General features: G+C 61.3%; 16 protein-coding genes and 1 pseudogene. 4 read left to right on the top strand and 13 right to left on the bottom strand.

Annotated features, from left to right (window positions below; genetic code table 11):
• Positions 1–73: 73 nt before the first annotated feature.
• Entirely contained in the window at positions 74–682 is a 609-nt protein-coding gene (locus tag EI28_RS04880; protein WP_048113144.1) for a response regulator receiver protein, read from the bottom strand.
• A 307-nt stretch (positions 683–989) separates the two neighbouring features.
• On the opposite strand from EI28_RS04880, the gene glyS reads away from it, so the two are divergent.
• Positions 990–2,720: a glycine--tRNA ligase gene (glyS, locus tag EI28_RS04875; protein WP_048113142.1), complete on the top strand. Its 1,731-nt coding sequence runs from the start codon at positions 990–992 to the stop codon at positions 2,718–2,720.
• Positions 2,717–4,972 carry a DEAD/DEAH box helicase gene (locus EI28_RS04870; RefSeq protein ID WP_048113140.1) on the top strand — a complete coding sequence of 752 codons (2,256 nt, stop codon included), beginning with the start codon at positions 2,717–2,719 and terminating at the stop codon, positions 4,970–4,972. The genes glyS and EI28_RS04870 overlap by 4 nt, the downstream gene beginning before the upstream one ends.
• Here EI28_RS04870 and EI28_RS04865 read toward each other — a convergent pair.
• Complete coding sequence (locus EI28_RS04865) at positions 4,963–5,340, bottom strand: Sjogren's syndrome/scleroderma autoantigen 1 family protein (protein ID WP_048113138.1); 378 nt, start codon at positions 5,338–5,340, stop codon at positions 4,963–4,965. The two genes, EI28_RS04870 and EI28_RS04865, sit on opposite strands and share 10 nt — an antisense overlap.
• A gap of 66 nt (positions 5,341–5,406) precedes the next feature.
• On the opposite strand from EI28_RS04865, the gene EI28_RS04860 reads away from it, so the two are divergent.
• Positions 5,407–5,670: a UPF0147 family protein gene (locus tag EI28_RS04860; RefSeq protein WP_011844256.1), complete on the top strand. Its 264-nt coding sequence runs from the start codon at positions 5,407–5,409 to the stop codon at positions 5,668–5,670.
• Positions 5,671–5,785: 115 nt separating this feature from the next.
• On the opposite strand, the gene EI28_RS04855 is transcribed toward EI28_RS04860, so the two are convergent.
• Positions 5,786–6,199, bottom strand: a complete 414-nt coding sequence (locus EI28_RS04855) for a secondary thiamine-phosphate synthase enzyme YjbQ (RefSeq protein ID WP_048113136.1) — start codon at positions 6,197–6,199, stop codon at positions 5,786–5,788.
• 97 nt (positions 6,200–6,296) lie between these two features.
• Between EI28_RS04855 and EI28_RS04850 the strand changes: the two genes are divergently transcribed.
• Entirely contained in the window at positions 6,297–6,482 is a 186-nt protein-coding gene (locus tag EI28_RS04850; RefSeq protein ID WP_048113134.1) for a hypothetical protein, read from the top strand.
• A gap of 925 nt (positions 6,483–7,407) precedes the next feature.
• Here the strand turns inward: EI28_RS04850 and gyrA are convergent.
• The 10 genes and pseudogenes from gyrA to EI28_RS04800 all read right to left on the bottom strand — a co-directional run.
• Positions 7,408–9,794: pseudogene (gene gyrA / locus EI28_RS04845) on the bottom strand (DNA gyrase subunit A).
• 37 nt (positions 9,795–9,831) lie between these two features.
• Positions 9,832–11,802, bottom strand: a complete 1,971-nt coding sequence (gene gyrB, locus EI28_RS04840; RefSeq protein ID WP_048113132.1) for a DNA topoisomerase (ATP-hydrolyzing) subunit B — start codon at positions 11,800–11,802, stop codon at positions 9,832–9,834.
• A gap of 217 nt (positions 11,803–12,019) precedes the next feature.
• Positions 12,020–12,334 carry a hypothetical protein gene (locus EI28_RS04835; protein ID WP_048113130.1) on the bottom strand — a complete coding sequence of 105 codons (315 nt, stop codon included), beginning with the start codon at positions 12,332–12,334 and terminating at the stop codon, positions 12,020–12,022.
• Positions 12,335–12,879: 545 nt separating this feature from the next.
• Positions 12,880–14,043, bottom strand: coding sequence for a hypothetical protein (locus tag EI28_RS04830; RefSeq protein WP_231476593.1), 1,164 nt, complete (start codon positions 14,041–14,043; stop codon positions 12,880–12,882).
• A complete protein-coding gene (locus tag EI28_RS04825) occupies positions 14,028–14,519 on the bottom strand; it encodes a chemotaxis protein CheD (RefSeq protein ID WP_048113127.1) in 492 nt (163 codons plus the stop codon). The genes EI28_RS04830 and EI28_RS04825 overlap by 16 nt, the downstream gene beginning before the upstream one ends.
• 17 nt (positions 14,520–14,536) lie before the next feature.
• A complete protein-coding gene (locus EI28_RS04820; protein ID WP_048113125.1) occupies positions 14,537–15,151 on the bottom strand; it encodes a chemotaxis protein CheC in 615 nt (204 codons plus the stop codon).
• A gap of 12 nt (positions 15,152–15,163) precedes the next feature.
• The gene (locus tag EI28_RS04815) at positions 15,164–17,122 is read right to left on the bottom strand and encodes a chemotaxis protein CheA (protein ID WP_048113123.1); all 1,959 of its coding nucleotides are present in this window, start codon (positions 17,120–17,122) and stop codon (positions 15,164–15,166) included.
• On the bottom strand, positions 17,115–18,149 hold the full coding sequence (gene cheB, locus EI28_RS04810; RefSeq protein WP_048113121.1) for a chemotaxis-specific protein-glutamate methyltransferase CheB: 1,035 nt from the start codon (positions 18,147–18,149) through the stop codon (positions 17,115–17,117). The genes EI28_RS04815 and cheB overlap by 8 nt, the downstream gene beginning before the upstream one ends.
• A 2-nt stretch (positions 18,150–18,151) precedes the next feature.
• A complete protein-coding gene (locus tag EI28_RS04805) occupies positions 18,152–18,514 on the bottom strand; it encodes a response regulator (protein WP_048113119.1) in 363 nt (120 codons plus the stop codon).
• Between the two features lie 69 nt (positions 18,515–18,583).
• Positions 18,584–19,321, bottom strand: a 738-nt coding sequence (locus EI28_RS04800; protein WP_048113117.1) for a CheF family chemotaxis protein, incomplete at its 5' end; no start/stop codon positions are given.

The raw sequence follows: 19,321 nt of genomic DNA, 5'->3' as shown, positions 1-19,321 counted from the left end.
TCAACCTCATGGAGAAGAGATCGATTCGTAATACTAAAAAAGTGTTCAGTGGATTATGAGAATGGACGGGGGTTCAGAACTCCCCCATGTCGATCGCTTCGGTGATGTCGATTGCTTCGCTAAGGCCGTCGTTCACGACACCGCGCGTCATCATCTCGGAGAGGTCGCGGTCCTCCATGACGTCCCTGATCCGTTCCAGGAACGGGTCGAGGGTGGTGTCTCTCTGCTGGTCGATCACGTGACGGTACTCACGAAGCGTCGAGGGACTTATATCGAGTTCCTCGCTGATCTCCTTCATGGTCTTCCCCGAATCAAGAAGTTCCGCCATATCCGCCTGATCGAACGGCATCTTGAAATCGAGCTCCCTGAAGAGTTTGAGGCGGACCCGGGCACGTGCCACGGTCTTGCTCAGCTTCTCATCGCCGAGCGCCCTCGCGATTTCGGTGTCGTTCTTGCCGTCGTAGTACGCAACCACGAGCTTCGCGAGCTGCCGCGGGGCGAGTTTGGTCTTGAAATACCCCCGATCGAGGATCTCCCGCATGATCAGGGCAATCTCGCGCTCCACAGCGTCGCGATCCCGGAGCGTACCGTGAACCTTTCTCATCGGTTCGACGATCGTCTTCTTGTTCGTGATGGTCGTGAACAGCTCGAGGAGCTGCTGCTTGCGGGTATCTTCTGCCATGTCCGTCTCTCTCAGTTCTGTATTCCACCGTCTGGTTCTGAGGGTCACCCATGGCGACCCTGTATATAAAGATTCTCCCCCGACCGGGGCGTAACGTTCCCTACATTACAACCGCTAACATTTAAAGTTTACCATATAAACTCTCAAAACAGAAGGATCGTTTCTGCGGATGTAACCATATCTTCCGGGATATTCCTCGCCGTGAAAAAAAACTTTGTCACACTGCTCATTTCTCGAAGGATCGTGATCCCGCGCGAGGCGAGGACTATTCTTTATTAGCACCGCCGCTCAACTGTACTGCAAGACTATGGCCGAGACGAGCGATATTTACGAAAAAGTCATGGAAGTAGCCAGAAGACGAGGTTTCGTCTGGCCCTCATCCGAGATATACGGGTCGATTGCCGGGTTCATCGATTACGGCCCGCTCGGAGCGATGCTGAAGCGAAACGTCGAGAATCTCTGGCGGTCGTTCTACGTCTTCCAGGAAGGCTACTACGAGATCGAATGCCCCACCGTCGGAAACGAAGCGATCTTCGTCGCATCCGGCCATGTGAAAGAGTTCGCCGACAAGATGGTGCAGTGCCCGCACTGCGGCGAGTACCTCCGCGCCGATCACATCGCGGAGGAGAACGGCATCGAGAACGCGGGCACGCTCTCGGCGGAGGCGCTCCAGGCGGCGCTCTATGAACTCCCCTGCCCGTCATGCAAGGAACCCCTGGGCGAAGCAGGCGTCTTTGCGTTCAACCTTATGTTTCAGACGACAATCGGCCCCGGCTCGCAACGGAAGGGCTACCTGCGCCCCGAGACCGCCCAGGGTATCTTCACCGACTTCTCCCGGCTCCTGCGATTTTACCGCGACAAACTCCCCTTCGGTGCCGTCCAGATCGGGAAATCCTACAGAAACGAGATCTCCCCCCGCCAGGGCATGATCCGGCTGCGGGAGTTCTCCCAGGCGGAGGCCGAGATCTTCGTCCATCCGGAGTGTAAGGATCACCCTGCCTTCCACCGCTACGCGGACTACACGGCTCCTCTCCTCACCATCGCGCGGCAGCTCGACGGCCGGGAGCCGGCCGCAATCACGATGCGTGCCGCCGTGGACGAGGGGGTTATCGCGAACGAGTACGTCGCCTACTACATCGCGCTCACGCACCGGATCCTGACCGCCATCGGTGTCGATCCGGCAAAACTCCGGTTCCGTCAGCACCTTACCGACGAGCGGGCGCACTACGCGGCCGACTGCTGGGACGCCGAGGTCTACTCCGGCCGGTTCGGGTGGGTGGAGATCGTCGGCATCGCCGACCGCACCAACTACGACCTGCGCTCGCATGCCGGGCATTCCGGCACCTCGATGACGGTCTTCATACCCTACGACGAGCCCAAAAGGGTTGTAAAGCGGCGGATCGTGGCCGACATGGGCGTGCTCGGCCCGCGGTACCGCGGCAAGGCGAAGGCAATCGCGGACGCTCTCGCCGCATCCGATCCGGGAGAGGACGGCGCGCGGGTCACCGTCGACGGCGAGGAGTTCTTCATCCCCGCCGACCTCTACCAGGTCCGGGAAGAGGAGGCGGAAGTCCGCGGCGAAGAGGTGATGCCCCACGTCATCGAGCCGTCCTACGGCATCGATAGGATGATCTACGTTGCGCTGGAGCACAGCTACGCCGAGGAAGAGGTCGAGGGCGAGATCCGGAAAGTGCTCCGGCTCCCGCCGGCGGTCGCGCCGATCCAGGTCGCCGTCTTCCCGCTGATGAGCCGGGACGGCCTCGATACCGTCGCACAGACGATCACGGAGAGGCTCACGCAGTGCCGCATCCTCGCCCAGTACGACGACTCCGGCGCCATCGGCAGGCGTTACCGGAGACAGGACGAGATCGGGACGCCCTTCGCCGTCACCGTCGACTACGATACGCTCGAGGACAACACCGTGACTGTGAGGGACCGCGACAGCATGGAGCAGGTCCGCATACCGATCGAGCGGCTGCCGGAGATCCTCTCCGCACTCATCTCCGGCACCACCACGCTGCGTGAAATCAGGGCATGAACTACGTCTCCCATCCGCTGATCCGGCCGGAAAGCATCGAGGAACGGCAGTATCAACTCTCCATCGCGCTCCGGGCGCTTGATGCGAACACGATGGTCGTCCTCCCGACGGGACTCGGGAAGACGGCCGTCGCGCTCATCGTCGCGGCGTCCCGCCTCTATTCTCACCGGGGGAGAGTGCTCGTGCTTGCGCCCACAAAGCCCCTGGTCGAGCAGCATCTCCGTTTCTTCAAACAGTTCCTGCTCATCCGGGACGGCTCCGGGCCGGATGAGTCCGATTTTGCCATGTTCACCGGCGACAACTCCCCGGAGGAGCGGGCGCGGGCCTGGGAGGCGTGCCGGATCTGTTTCGCCACCCCGCAGGTGATCAAGAACGACTGCCTTGCGGGGAGGTACAGCCTCGCCGACGTCGTGCTGCTGGTCGTGGACGAGTGCCACCGGGCGGTGGGGAACTACGCCTACGTCTTCCTTGCCGGGCACTACTGCACCGCGGCAAAAGACCCCCTGCTGCTTGCGATGACCGCCTCGCCCGGGGGCGACCAGATGAAGGTGCAGGAGGTCTGCGACAACCTGCACATCGAGGCGGTCGAGACGAGGGTGGATACCGATGCAGATGTCCGGCCCTACATCCACGAGCGTGATATCCAGTACGTCGACGTCTACCTGCCCGAAGAACTGCAGGCGGCGATCGTCGTCCTCCGGGGGCTCGTGGAGTCGCGTCTTGGCCGGCTCGCGAAACTCAACTTCCGCGTCCCGAAGCCCGACAAACTCTCGATGAAGGCGCTTAATGCCTTAAATGCCCAGATCCAGCAGCGTATACGGACGCGCGACCCATCGGCGTTCATCGCGGCATCCCTGCACGCCGAGTGCATGAAGCTCCGGCACGCCATATCGCTTGCCGAGACGCAAGGGAGCGAGGCGCTCAAACTCTACCTCGCCCGGCTCGGCGCGGAAGGAGCCTCGAGCGCAGGGAGCAAGGCGAGCAAGCGTCTCGTCGCCGACCCCGCCTACATAAGCCTCGTCGAGGCCGCCGCCGGCTGGAAGGAGGAACTGCACCCCAAGGCTTCAATCGTCCGCGAACTGGTGCGGGCGCAGCTCGCGGCGCACCCCGAGAGCCGGATCATCGTCTTCGCCACCTACCGCGACACCGTCCAGACGCTCGTGGATACGCTCACCGCTGCCGGCATCGCCTGCGAGCGGTTCGTCGGCCAGGCGTCGCGGGACGCGGAGCGGGGACTCTCGCAGAAGGAGCAGATCGCGAGCCTCTCCCGGTTCCGGGAGGGCGAGTTCAGGTGCCTGGTCGCGACCTCCGTGGGCGAGGAGGGGCTCGACGTCCCCTCGACGGATATGGTGATCTTTTACGAGGCCGTCCCCTCGGAGATCCGGAGCATCCAGCGGAAAGGACGGACCGGGAGAAGCGGCACCGGCACGATCGTCGTGCTGGTGACGAAAGGCACGTCCGATGAGACGTTCCGGTACGTGAGCCAGAGCCGGGAGCGGGCGATGGTGACGGGGATCAAAGGAATGAGCGCTGCACCCGCTCCCGCCCCGATCCCCGCCCCGGCCGTTCCGTCCGCCACCAGGCAGGCGGACATCCTCTCGTTTGCTCCGGCGGGGCCGGCAATCACCGTCGACGACCGTGAGACGTCGTCGAGGGTCGTCGGGCGCCTGTACGAACTCGGGGCATCGATCGCGCTGGAGCGCCTCGAGGTCGGCGACTACGCCGTCGGCGACCGCATCCTCGTGGAGAGGAAGACCGTGCAGGACTTCATGAACACCCTCGTCGAGCGCGATCTCTTCGGACAGATCAAGGCGATGGCCGATGCGGTGCCGCGTCCCGTCCTGATCATCGAGGGAGAGGACGACCTCTATGCGGTGCGAAACATCCACCCGAACGCAATCCGGGGCACGCTTGCGGCCATCACGGTCGATATGGGCGTCGCGCTGATACGCACGCGGGACGCGGACGACACCGCCGAGACGCTCTACGTCCTTGCACAGCGGGAGGGGAGCGAGCGGGGGGAGCGGAAGGTGCACCCGAAGAAGTCTTACCGCTCGGTTCGTGAAGAGCAGGAGTACGCGCTCGCTGCGTTTCCGAACGTCGGTTTAAAAAGCGCCCGGCTCCTCCTCGAACACTTCGGCTCGCTCAAGGCGATCGTCGATGCCGAACCGGAGGAACTGGCGGCGGTGCACGGGATCGGGGAAAAGACCGCCCGTGCGATATGGGATCTTGCCCGCAGACCTTACCGGTGACCCAGTCTCGCGAGGGCTCTGGCGCCGCGCTCGACCGCCTTCATCAGGGTCAGGCACTCGTCGGGCCTCTGTTCTCCCCTGATCCGTTCGCAGAGGTGGACGATCGTCCGCTCGATCTCCACGGCAGCCTCGCCCTGCGGCTCCTCCCGTGCGGCCGGTGCCGGTGACCGCCCTGATTCCGGGGCCGGTGCCGGCGGCTCCGGTTCGTGAAGAGGTTCTTCTGAAGCAGCAAGCGGGCAGACGACGCACTGTGTCTCCCCCTTATACTCAAAGAGGGGGTAACCGCAGACTTTACAGGATTTAGCGAGCATCTTTCCTCCCTTGAGGAGATACTCGGCCATGACTTCGTCAGCCTGATCAGCCGTCATTTCGTTGAACTCCCTTAATGAACTTATATATGTCTGGATGCCATTAATAATAGAGGGGTAATTCTAATGGCAAGTCCAGACGAAACAATACGGATCTGCATCCAGATGCTACAGAATATCAGTGAGGATTCTACCATTCCAAGAAATATCCGGCGCGTCGCAGACTCGACCAAATCGGTTCTCCAGGACGACTCCAGGAGCATTGGTCTTCGCGCCGCAACCGCAATCTCCATGATCGACGAGATCAGCAACGACCCGAACATGCCGGTCCACGCACGGACCCGCATCTGGGAACTGGTATCTCAACTCGAAACGGTACCTCTCGATTAAAGCACTCATTCTTCCCGAACGATTCCGGTTAACACCGGGAGCAGGGCGATACAATCCGGGTTGCCGGCAACATCGTACCCCTTTTGCCCGTCGTGCGGCAATCGGGCCGAATGTCTCAGCCCGTGATGGTGACGTAGACCGTGCGCTCGCGCCTCGACCGCACGTCGAGTTCTAAGAGGACGATCTGCTGCCAGGTGCCGCACGCGAGCGCACCGGCGATGACCGGGACCGAGAGCGACGGGCCGACGATCGCCGCCCTGACGTGCGAACGGCCGTTGCCGTCGCCCCACGCCGCATCGTGGGCGTAGGGGATATCGGCCGGGGCGATGACCGAGAGCGCCCGGGAGAGATCTGAGAGCACGCCGGGCTCGTACTCGATGGTGGTGACGGCGGCGGTCGAGCCCGCGACGAAGACGTTTGCGAGGCCTTCCCGAACACCGCTCTCGGCGACCGCCTGCACCACCCGGGGCGTGAGGTCGACGATCTCCCCCTCGCCGTGCGTATCTACTTTTATCGTCGTACGAAACATCACAGACACCTCATCCGAACGTCCTGTTGTCCTCCGGCCGGATAAAACCCGCGGAAAAGATGGTGGTACGGTGTATTGATGGAACGACAGACGAGATGTGGACGAGGCGGTCGTCGTCGTGATGAATACGCTTGACCGCGGCCAGGAGATCCATGGCTGGCTGATGCGCACTCTGCAGCAGGCGATCAACGACTCCGACCCGCAACTTGCAGAGCACTTCTTCGCGGAGCTTGAACAGCACCGGCCGGAGGCGCTCAGGTACTTCAGGAAAACGGAATTCTAACTTTTTTGGCCGGGGAGTTCGTCCCAAAAAATCTCCGAACCTTCGATACATCCTGATCGGAGCCCTTACTTCCCGGGTATCTACCATCTGAGCCACATTCAGAGCAAGGAGGGTGAAACGGCTTTCTATTGGACATCGTCACTCGGGGGAGGGCCCGGGAAGGGGTGTCCTCCTCCTGGTAATAGCGTTTCGTGACAACTTCAGGAGGATGGCCTGAGCCCGTGCCCTTCACCCGCTGCAGTTTCCGTCTATTGGCCTTAACCCGGGCGGAAATAAGGGCCTTGTTGAACCCCCCGTTTGCTCTAGATGGCCGCAATCAGGGGTACTCAGGGGCACGGCTTTCCACCGGGCTGCGCATCTGACAATGCTCGAAGGACGCTCCCTGAGGAGCATCCTACTGCGCACCTGCGGTGCTTGTGCTCCGGATGTTCGCATCTTCGGTGCTCATGCTCCCGCCCTAGCGGCCGGTCGCATTCCGTCCATCGCAAGTCCAAGACCTTCGGTCTTCTCCAGCGATGTCCTGTAGGGGCATCGCCTATCGCCACACACTGCCCGCCCCCCTGGGGGCGGGAGGAGCGCGGAGCGCGGTGGTGTTACAGAGATCCATTACAACGCGGAGAGACAGGGGAGGGGGACACCCCCTCCCCGTCAGCCCCTCCCCCAATGGCGATTCTCCCACGGTCCACTGCATGGGGACATGTTCGAGGAAAAAGGTTGATCCTGGGGACAGCCGGGCCCGGCACCAGCCTCACCAGGGAAAGGATGAAGATCGGAACAGGGTTGCAACAGGACCGAATGTTTACCTGTTTTTGGCCGGGAAACGGTCCGAGACCGTGCCCTTCAACCCACTGCAGCCGCCGTTTACCGGCCTTCGCCAGATAGAAAAAAAGAACGTTCTTTGGTATTTTCAGGCCGGAAAGACGCGTTACGCCTCTTCCCCGTTCTCCTCGGTATCCAGGATCGTGAACCCGATGACTCTATCGCCGTCGTCGAGTTTCATGACCCGGACGCCGCGGGTGCCGCGCTTCTGGATCGAGATCTCGGAAACCTTCGTCCGGATCACGATGCCGGACGCGCTCATCACGATGATCTCGTCGTCGTCGGAGACCGCCATCGACCCGATGACGTTGCCTGCCCGGGCGTCGACGACGATGTTTCGGACGCCGAGCGTGCCCCTGCCGTGACCGCGGAACTCGTCGAACTCCGTCCTCTTCCCGAAGCCCCGTTCCGTGATGGTGAGGAGATGATCCTCCTCGACCACCGATACCGCCTGCAGGGCATCGCCGTGACGGAGCTTGATCCCCCGCACGCCCATGGCGTTGCGGTGAACCGGGCGGACGGCGTCCTCGTGGAACCGGAGGCTCTGTCCGAACTTCGTCGTCAGGATCAGTTCCTGGTTGCCGTCGGTCGCCTTCACGTCCACCAGTGCATCGCCGTCGCGGAGGTTGATGGCATTGATCCCGGTCTGCCGGGGGCGCGAGAACTCGTCGAGCGCCATCTTCGCGACCGTCCCACTCCTCGTCGCAAAGAAGAGGTAGTGGTCGGGCCGGTACTCCCGGACCGGGATCACCGTGGTCACCCGCTCTTCGCCGTCGAGGTTCAGGAGATTGACGAGGGCTTTGCCCTTGCTCGCCCGCTGGCCTTCGGGGAGGTCGTAGACCTTCAGCCAGTACATCCTCCCCCTGTCGGTGAAGCAGAGGAGGTTGTCGTGCATGTTCGCGACGAAGACCTTCTCGACGCCGTCGTTGTCTTTGGTCGCCATACCGATGACGCCGCGCCCTCCGCGCCGCTGGTTCCGGTAGGTGTCGAGGTCGATCCTTTTCACGTAATTCGAAGAGGTGAGCGAGACCAGCACCGGTTTGTCCTCGATGAGGTCCTCCTTGTCGAGCGCCTCGACTGCCTGCGCGATCCGGGTCCTCCGTTCATCGCCGTAGCGCGCACCGACGTCGACGAGTTCCTTCCTGATCTCGGCGAGAATGCTCGCCTCGCTTGCGAGGATCGCGGATAACCGCTCGATCTCCGCCGCGATGGCGTCGCGCTCGTCGAGGATCTTCTGCTGCTCGAGCGCCGCAAGCCTCCTGAGTTGCATCTTCAAGATGGCGTCAGCCTGCACCTCATCGAGCGCGAACTTCTCCACCAGGGCGTTCAGGGCCTCTTCGGTCGTCCCGGAACCCCGGATGGTCGCGATGACCGCGTCGATGTTGTCGAGCGCGACGAGGAGGCCGCGGAGGATGTGCATCCGCTCCTCGTTCTTCGCGAGATCGAACTCGGTCCTCCGCCGGACCACGTCCACCCGGTGCTTGAGGAACTCGTGGATGATCTCCTTGAGGTTCAGGGTTCGGGGCTGGCGTTCGACGATTGCGAGGTTGATGACGCCGAAGGAAGACTCGAGCGCCGTGTGCTTGTAGAGGAAGTTCAGTATCACCTGGGGCGCGGCTCCCTTCTTGAGTTCGATCACGATCCGCATGCCGTCGCGGTCGGACTCGTCGCGGATGTCGCCGATCCCCTCGATCTTCTTGTCGCGAACAAGGTTCGCGATATGCTCGATCAGGCGCGCCTTGTTCACCTGGTAGGGGATCTCGGTGATGATGATCTGCTGTGTCCGGCCCTCTTCCTCGATCTCCGCGACGCCCCTGACAACGCACTTTCCGCGACCGGTCAGGTAGGCGTCGCGAATGCCCGCGGTGCCCATCATGATCCCGCCGGTCGGGAAGTCCGGTCCGGGCATGACCTGCATCAGCTCCTCCGTGGAGATGCCCGCATCGTCGATGACGCGGCAGGTCGCCTCGCAGACCTCTCTGAGGTTGTGGGGCGGCATGTTCGTCGCCATGCCGACGGCAATCCCGCTCGACCCGTTGACGAGGAGGTTCGGGATCCGGGCGGGGAGGACGTTGGGCTCCTGGAGCGACTCGTCGAAGTTCGGGACGAAGTCGACTGTCTTCTTGTCGATATCGGCGAGCAGTTCCTCCGAGATCTTCGTGAGCCGGGCCTCCGTGTAACGCATGGCGGCTGCGGAGTCGCCGTCGATCGACCGAAGTTCCCCTGGCCGTCAACCAGCGTGTAGCGGTAGGAGAAGGGCTGGGCCATCTTCACCATCGTGTCGTAGATGGCCGAATCGCCGTGCGGGTGGTACTTACCCATCACGTCTCCGACAACACGGGCGCTCTTCTTGTAGGGCTTGTCGCTCGTGTTGCCCATCTCCCACATCGCGAAGAGGGTGCGGCGGTGAACCGGTTTCAAACCGTCTCTCGCGTCGGGGATGGCGCGGCCGATGATCACGCTCATCGCGTAGTCGATGTAGCATGATTTCATCTCCTCCTCGATGTTGATCGGGACGACCCCTTCCCCTTCAGATGTCAAGGTTGCTCACCTCCTTTGCGTGCCTGCGGATGAAATCTCTCCGGGCGTCCACGTTCTCTCCCATGAGTTTCTCGAATATGTCGTTTGCATAGACGGCGTCCTCGATCTTCACCCGTTTGAGAATCCGGTTCGCCGGATCCATCGTGGTGCTCCAGAGCTGCCCGGCGTTCATCTCACCAAGACCCTTGTAGCGCTGGATCGAGACGCCTTTCTCGCCCCATTCGGCGAGGATTTTTCGCATCTCCTCTTCGCGGTAGACGTACTGCTCCTGTCTGCCCTTCGCTATCCGGTAGAGGGGCGGCTGGGCTATGTAGATGTAGCCGTTCTCGACGAGCCCCGCCATGTAGCGGTAGAAGAACGTGAGGAGGAGCGTCCGGATGTGCGCTCCGTCGACATCGGCATCCGTCATCAGGATGATCCGGTGGTACCGGGCCCGTTCCGCATCGAAGTTGTCGCCGACTCCGGTGCCGATAGCGGATATCAGCGCCTGAATCTCGGCGTTCTTCAGGATCTTGTGCTCCGACGCCTTCTCGACGTTCAGGATCTTCCCCCGCAGGGGAAGGATCGCCTGGAACTTCCGGTCCCGCCCCTGTTTTGCGGAACCGCCTGCCGAATCTCCCTCCACGATGTAGAGTTCGCTCTTTGCCGGGTCGCGCTCCTGGCAGTCGGCGAGTTTCCCGGGAAGGCCGGTCGACTCAAGCGTGCTCTTTCGCCGGGCGAGTTCGCGCGCGTTCCGGGCGGCTTCCCTGGCCCGGGCGGCCGCCATCGCCTTGTCCACGATCGCCTGGAGGGTTTTCGGATGCTCCTCGAAGTACTCGGTGAGCGACGAGTAGACGAGCGAGTCCACGATACCCCGGACGTTGCTGTTTCCAAGACGCATCTTGGTCTGCCCCTCGAACTGGGGGTTCGCCACCCGGGTGCTGATGACGGAGGCGAGCCCCTCCCTGACGTCTTCACCCTTGACCTGCGCATCGTTGTTCTTGAGGAGGTTGTTCCTGCGTGCTGCGCTGTTGATCGCCCGGGTGATGGCGCTCCGGAACCCTTCGAGGTGGGTGCCGCCCTCCCGGGTGTTGACGCTGTTGACGTAGGTGTAGATCGTCTCCGAGTATGAGTTGTTATACTGCAGGGCGACCTCGACCTCGACCAGGCTCTCGGGATCGCGTTTCTGGAAGTAGATGATATCGTCGTGGAGGCTCTCCTTCCCCTCGCCGAGATGAGCGACGAATTGCCGGATCCCGTCCTCAAAGCAGTAGGTGACGCAGTCGCCGGTGCGCTCGTCCCGGAGGACTATCGTGAGGCCGCTGTTTAAGTAGGCGAGTTCACGGAGCCGGTGATCCAGCACGTCGTAATCGAACTCGACGGTCTCGAAGATCGACCGGTCGGGGTGGAACGTGATCCGGGTTCCCTGGAGCCGTTCGTAGTCGAGCCGTTGTCCGTCCAGGGCGCCGTAGCGCTCCTCGTACCGGGCCTCCATCTCGTGCTCGGTCTCCGGGCGGCTCGCGAGCGGCTTTGCGACCAGACCCTGCCGGAACTGCATCTCGTAGACGTTGCCGTCCTTGAAGACTGTTGCATCGAGCCAGCTTGCGAGGGCGTTGACGACCGAGACGCCGACACCGTGCAGCCCGCCGGAAACCTGGTAGGTGTTTTTATCGAACTTTCCGCCTGCGTGGAGCACGGTGAGGACGATCTCAAGAGCGCTCTTGCCGTATTGGGGCATGAGGTCGACCGGGATACCGCGCCCGTTGTCGTCAACCGAGACCGAGCCGTCCCGGTGAACGGTCACGAGGATCCGGTCGCAGAACCCGGCGAGCGCCTCGTCGACCGAGTTGTCCACGACCTCGTAGACCAGGTGGTGTAGCCCCCGGCTATCCGTGCTGCCGATGTACATGGCGGGACGTTCCCGCACAGGCCTCAGGCCTTCCAGTACCGTGATGTGTGAAGCATCGTAGGTATCAGTCATCTGTGACCTCCGCTGAACAAGCGGTGTCCTGAATCGCAGCAAAATTCACAGTATATATTGGTTTTATAAGCACTTATAGTATATGGCCCTGGAAAATTCTTTATTTTGAGGTTGTCCTGCTGCTCAACGGTTTGATGGGGCTCCTGCGCAGGCGCGCCCGGAAAGCCCCGGCGTCCCCCCGTCCGATCCCGGTTCCCTGGCGGGATGCGCGTTCCCCTCAGTCGTATTTTCCCGTATCCGGATCGGGTATGCCGAGTTCTTTGTCGACCGCGACCGCGAGCCGGTTGAGGAGCCGCTTCACGTCGGCCGCATCTTCCCTGTCCAGGGTGCCCGGCTGGTGCCAGATCACCTGTTTGCGGAGCCGCTCGACGAGTTCCTCGATCTCGGTTCCCCGGAACTGTTCCGGCACCATGAAGTCGTTGAGGTGATCCGCGGCGCCGTAGAACGCTCGCTCGGGAGGCAGGCCGAAATGCCGTGAAAGCAGCATCAGGTTGACGACGAACCCTCTGCCGAATTCGCTCTTTTGGGGCATACTACCCTATGCACCGCCGGGGAATATGAACGATCTGGTTTTTCTCGTATGCCGAAGGTGTCCCGGGAAACGGTTCCGGGTCTGCGATGTTGCTCATGCTTCTGCATTTGCATTCGGTTGTCTCTTTTAATTGCACCTGGCACGGATTTCGAGGGGACTGCGCACTTCGCACCTGGCGGTGCTCACGCTCACTGTGTTCGCGCCTCTAAGCCTCACGGCCTCTCGTGCTCCCGCCCCCGCACCTGACGGTGCTCAAGCTCCTGTCCTACGCGCAGTCTACATCCCGTGCACGGCTTCCCAGTGACTATCGCCATTTGGGGGAGGGGCTGACGGGGAGGGGGAATATTCCCCCTCGAAACTCTTCGAGTTTCTCATGCTCACTCCGTTCGCACTCCCCATTGTCCCCACCCCCCTGCGTGGCGATAAGCGACGTTCCGGCAGGAACGGAGCTGGAGCACCGAAGGTGCGATATTCACTGGAAATCCGTGCCCGGGATGTGCGACTGACTGGTCTCCTTCACTTGTCTCAACCCGGCAGCTTCCCCCTCACCCACGGCTCCCCGCGCCGATCAACCCTTCAAAAAAAGCCAAAACCCCCTCAAACAGCCCGGCAGCCTCTCCGGGTGTCTCCACCTGTGTCGGGGTCTGAGGGAGGGGCGTCTCGTTCATCACCGGTGTCGGCACAGGAACAGCCGAGAGATCGAGGGTGGCGTGCTCCGTCATCGGCGGGATGTAGCCCACGTTTCCGGGAACGACGAACCAGCACCGGCCGTCGGCGTCGACAAAGAGTTTCTTGACGATGTTTGCGCGGATACCGTCCCCCGACGTGATGTGCTGGGCGACGCCCGACGAATTCCACCCGTATATCCCGCCATCGGATGCGATGTAGAGCATCCCTTCGGGTGTCGTTGCGACGTCGTTGATCGTGACCGGGAACGCGCTCAGGTCTTCGGTGCCGAGGACCTGCGTAACCTCCGCATCGGGGGCGTAATGGAGAACCGTCGTGCGGTTGAAGAGGTACACCCCTCCGAACGGATCGACCCGCACTTCTGAAACCCCGCGAAGCGTGTCGCTACCGTAGGTGACCTGTTCGAAGCGGACGTCGCCCGTCCGGTTCTTGAGCACCCGGATACCTTCGTTCTCCGATCCGATGACGAGCGCATCGCTCGCGGCATCGACCGCCATGCTCACGACGGTATGGCACCTGAGCCCTTCGGGCCCGGCCGGCTTGTACCACGTCCAGTCGTCGCCATGGCAGCGGTGGAGGCCCGCCCGCCCGGTGGCGATCCACATCTCGTCCCCCCACCGTTCGATGCAGTTGATGTTGAGGTTCTTGAGGAAATCCAGATCCTGGATGGCACGGTATCCCTCCCCATCTCCGATCTGCAGCCCGTTCGGGTACCCGATCCAGAGGTGCCCCTTTGCGTCGAGCGCGACCGCGGTGACCATGTTCTCGAGGGGTGCGAGCAGGCCATACGCCGTCTCTTTTGGATGCCTTGCGTTGACCGAATACCAGGTGCCGTTCTCCGCGTGCACGGAGATACCGCTGTCGGTTGCAAAGATGACGTCTCCATACCGGCCGTTGATTGCGTCCTTCACCCCGGCTGACGCGATGCCCGAATGATAATCGGGCACCTCGACGTACAGGGCCGATGCAGGGGGGCTGAAGAGGAATGCCGCGGCTAAAATGAGGATCAGAGCGCGATGCATGTTCCGTCCGCCCTCTTGATGATGAGGCGTCCCTTCCCCTCCGGCCAGTAGTATACGGATCGCCCGATCTTTCCGCCGGTCTCCTCGTGTTCGATCCTGATGCCCTGTTCCTGAAGCAGTTCCTTCACCACAGCGGCGTTTCGCTCGCCGATATTCAGGGAGTTGGCCGAAAACTCGAACATGCTTGCACCGCCGACCACGATTGCGGTGATCGAGGATTTCGTGCTTCCGAGTTTCGTCATCTCCTCGAGGAGTGCGCACATGGCAGTATCTGCGAACTTCCCGGGACGATCGGTCTCCCCCCGGCTTTCGGGGAGCATGATGTGGGCGAGCCCCGCAAGGGACCTCCTCTGGTCGTGCAGGATGAGTGCGATGCAGGAGCCGAGCCCAATCGTCCCCATCGGGCACTTCCCGACCCGGAGTTCGCCCAGACCCAGGATTATCGCCGTCTCTTCGCCAAAAAAATTGTTCTCCATGGTACCCCGGAGGCTGGTTATGAGAGCGGTTCCATCATCCGTTCCAGCATGAGGAACAACTGCTGCGTAAGTTCGGCGTTCGGAAGCATGTAGATGCTCCCGTAGACGGGCGGCGCCTCGCTCGTGAGCTCGGTGTTGAAGATCAGGACGTCGTTCACGTCGCTGGCCACCTGCGCGACGATGGACTCGAAGGCGGCATGCGCCATATCGATGGCCAGCGCCGGGGGAGACGGCAGCATGACGATACCCAGCAGTTCGGCTGTCGCATCGAGAAACGCCGATATCATGATGTTCCCGATCTCGATCGCGGCGCTCTGGTCCATCTCGTTGATCTCGCGATCGGTATCGGTGGTGCCGAGCATCTGGTTGGTCAACTGGATGACAGTCTCCCGGGGCATGCTGACGACGACATACCCACCGTCCGCGACCTCCCCCTGAATCTGGAAGACGACCATGGCCGAGATCTCGTTGCTGATGTGTTTGTGCAGATCGGCGATATCGATGGCCAGCACCTCCGGCACCGTCATCTCGATCGGACTCATCAGCATCTGCGACAGGGTCGTCGCCGCGTGCGCTGCACCGATATTCCCAAACTCTGCCAGCGCGTCCTTCTGAAACGGATTCAGTTCCATGAAAAATCTCTCCTAAATCATTGTATTTACATCGAGTACCGGCACGACATCGCCGTCTCCGGGGATGGTGATCCCGCTGATCCCGCGGCAGTTGCCTGCAATCCTGGAGAGCGGTTTCACCACCACTTCCTGCTGGCCGTCGACGGAATCGACGACGATACAGCATCTCCTGCCGTCATTCTGCAGCACGACCAGCGTGTCACTCCTCTCTGTCCGGCCGAACATATCCTCCAGGCGGTGCATGGGAAGGGTCTGGTCACGGAGGAGGATCGCCTCGCTGTTGCCGATCCGGTGGATTGCCTCAAGTCTCGTCTGCGCCACCTCGACGACGTTGCTGACCGGAATGGCGCACCGCATGCCGTTGATGTGCACCATCATGACATCGATGATCGCCATCGTCGGGGGGAGCACCAGCTCGAACTTCGTTCCCCTGCCGACCTCCGTCTCGACCTTGATCGATCCTTTGAGCGATTCGATCGTCTTCTTGACCACATCGAGTCCGACACCCCTGCCGCTGATGTCGGTGATCGCTTCGGCCGTGCTGAACCCGGGTTCGAAGAGCAGGCCGACCAGTTCGTCTTTCGTTGCGTTTGCCGCCGCTTCAGCCGTCAGGAGGCCTTTCTCAACACCCTTCTTCCGGAGTCTCTCGGGATCGATGCCGGCACCGTCGTCCTCGATATCGATGACGACGTTGTCCTTGTCCCTCCTTGCCGTCAGCCGCAGCGATCCTTTCGGGGGTTTACCGCTGGCTTTTCGGATCTCCGGTGTCTCGATGCCGTGGTTCACGGCGTTCCTGATGATGTGCAGGAGCGGGTCGGAGAGCCCGTCCATCATGCTCCGATCGAGTTCGGTCTCGCCGCCCTCGATGGAGAACTCGACCTCTTTCCCGTCGTGGTTTGCGACGTCCCGCACGACCCGGGGGAGGCGGTTGAAGATGCGCTCGAGCGGCATCATCCGGATCCCCATCATGAGGTTCTGGAGGTCGGAGACCGAACGGCCGACCATGGAGAGCGCCTCGTCGAACTCCTTGATACCGTGCTTCTTTGCGATCTGCTCGAGCCGTCCGCGATTGATGACCAGATCCTCCACCAGATTCATCATGCGGTCGAGCCGCTGGATGTCGACGCGGATATTCTTGATCTCCCGGCTTTTCTCGGCTTTCATCACCCGTTGCACCTGCGGCGGCGGGATCTGCGGTTCGGAGGGGGCCGGTTCTGGCGCTCGAACCTCCTCGCTCGCCGCCGGCAGCGACTGCGGTGTGGAGAGGGCAAGGAGCGAGATCTCCGTGCCGGAAGCGATTGTCCTGAGCGCATCCTCCCCTGCCTCGCTCTCAATGAGGACCTCGAACGGCCCGTCGAACTTTCCGTCCTCGAGGAGTTCCCGTGAGGGGGTCGTCGCGTGGATCGTCCCGAGCTCTTCCAGGTTCTGCAGGAGCAGCATCGCCCGGACGTCCTTCATGGTGCTGGACGGGTCGACGGCAACCGTTAACGTATACAGCGGGCGACCGTCGGCTTCTTCTGCCTGTTCGGGAGGGGCCCCGGCGGAAGCCGCCACGCCGGGAGATGGTTCCTGCTCGCCTTCCTCCTCTTCTTCGGCAAACGCCCGGAGCTCCTGAACCAGGCTTGCGGACTGCTCGTCGGACGGCGTTTCTCCTGCTTCGATGGCATCCAGCATTCCCTCGATCGCGTCGGTGCAGGTGAGCAGAAGGTCGGTGAGCGGCGCGGTCACCTCGAGCCGTCCGCTGCGGATGAGCGAGAATACGTCTTCCATCGAGTGACAGAGGTGCTCCATTGCATCAAAGCCCATCGACGCGGACATCCCCTTGAGCGTATGTGCGGACCGGAAGATCTCGTCGATGGCTGCCTGCTGGTCATCCCCGTTCTCAAGAGCAAGAAGATTGTTCACGATGTTCTCGTGGTTCTCCCGCGATTCCTCAACAAACAGCTTCCGATATCCCTCTTCGTCAAACATGATTCACCTCGAGTTGACCGACTGCTCTCGTGATCTCGCGCGCGAGACTTTCGAACGGAACCACCGCATCGACGCAGTTCCTGGCGAGAGCGGAGCGCGCCATCCCGTATACGAGACAGTCCTCTTCGGCGCATACCATCGTGGTGCCGCCTGCGGTCTTCACCGCGAGCGTTCCCTCGCCGCCGTCGTTCCCCATCCCCGAGAGGAGCACGGAGACGGTGCGCGGGCCGAATACGCGTGCTGCAGAGGCAAAGGTCTTGTCGACGGCAGGCCGAACCGCGTGCAGGCGGGGAGCGGTCGAGTGGATGATCCGCCCGTGGTTCTTCCCGTTGCCCGATGCGACTCCCGAGATGACGGTGTGGTACCCGGCCTTTGAAACCAGGACCGTTGCGGTCTGCAGGCTGTCTCCGTTCCCTGTCTCTTTCACGGGGAGAGCAGAGACCCTGTTCAGGCGCTCGGCGAGCGATGCGGTGAACCCCTCTGGCATGTGCTGGGTGACGACGACCGCGGCAGGCAGGTCCGGCGGGAGCGCGGAGAGGAGTGTATCGAGCATCGGCGGTCCCCCGGCAGAAGAGCCAATCACAACGACTGCATCCGCCTCATCCCGGCTGATTGCAGCAGGTTTTACAATCGTCGGGAGAACGACAAGATTTCTGATCTTCTGGATGAGTTCTTTTTCGATGCCCCTGACGTTCGGAACATCCCTTGGTTTGAGCATGAAATCGTCCGCTCCGAGCCGCAACGCCCGGTGGGTCATATCGGCCTGGCGTGACGTCAGGGTGCTCAGGACGATCACCTTCGGTTTCGCGCTCGCCTTTTGCAGGGCTTCAAGAACCTCAAGACCGCCCATCCGGGGCATCTCGATGTCGAGCGTGACGACGTCGGGTTTTAGATCGGATATCTTTTCGAGGGCATCGATGCCGTTGACCGCCGTTCCGACCACTTCGATCTCCGGGCTGTCTTTAAGCAGATCCCGGAGTATCGTGCGGATGAAGAGCGAGTCGTCGACGATCAGAACCCGTATCATGGTTACGCACTGAGAACGTTTTTGACTTCTTCGAGAACTTTCGGAGCCTGGAACGGTTTGACGATGTAGCCTCTCGCACCGCTTTTGACGGCGAGTTTGACCATCTGCTCCTGGCCGACCGCTGTACACATAACGACCTTTGCTGCCGGGTCGGCTGCTTTGATGGCCTTGAGCGCCTCGATCCCGTTCATCTTAGGCATGACTACGTCCATAGTAACGAGGTCGGGCTTGAGTTCCTGATATTTTGCAAGGGCTTCCGCCCCGTCCGCTGCCTCACCGACGATGTCGTGCCCGCCGGAGAAGAGGATGTTCTTCAGCAGCGTTCTCATAAACATTGTATCATCGACGATTAGGATTTTCCCCATCGAACACCACTCATTGAATATTTGATAAAAAAGTTATATATACCTTCTTATTTTGAAGAAATAAGGTTTTTAATCCAATGGAGATTTTACAGACTCTGAGATGTATCTGACACCTTTTGGGGTTAGTTGTACTTCCTTTCTGACGTAGAGTACTTCGGCGAGCCCCGAGCCGAGGAGTTTCTCGTAGATGGCGTCCAGGTCTTTGTGCGAGAGTTTGAGCATGTTCTCGATGGTGCTCGAGTCCATCCCGCTGTAGACCAGCATGGCCACCTGCCCGGTCAGGGGATCGATCTCCTCGCTGACCTCGGTATCGTGCGTCGCCTCTTTGAGGAAGTTGTAGAGAACCTGGAGCGTCGTCAGCGGGCAGAGAACAAAACTCGTCACGAGTTCGTTCTCGATGAGGTGGTCGATCTTCACGACGTCGAGATTCTTCTCCTGGATCTCCCGGGACGTAAGTTCGATGCCGGTCACCTCGTCGAGAGGGATGCAGACCTGCTTCTCCTGGCTGACGAACCAGATGCCGGTCTTCATGACGGCGATCGCGCCCTTCTCCCATTGCGCGTTCTGGACGAGCACCCCGCCGCGGATTGCGGGCGACATGAAGAAAGCGTTCAGCCGGTAGGCACTCGCCTGGGTGATGATGAACTTCTTTAAGACCAGGAGAACCTTTTCGATCGATGCGATACGGTAGACGCCCTCTCCGTTTACCCCGGCGGTGATGATTACCTGATTTTTCTTCTCCTCGAGATCGACCACGGATTTGTACGGGATCTCCTGGTTGAGCGGGGCATCGATGCGGAAACGATC

The sequence above is a fragment of the Methanoculleus sp. MH98A genome (assembly GCF_000691865.1).
In the GTDB taxonomy this organism is placed as follows: Archaea; Halobacteriota; Methanomicrobia; order Methanomicrobiales; family Methanoculleaceae; genus Methanoculleus.
This window is presented reverse-complemented; position numbering and strand designations above follow the sequence as displayed.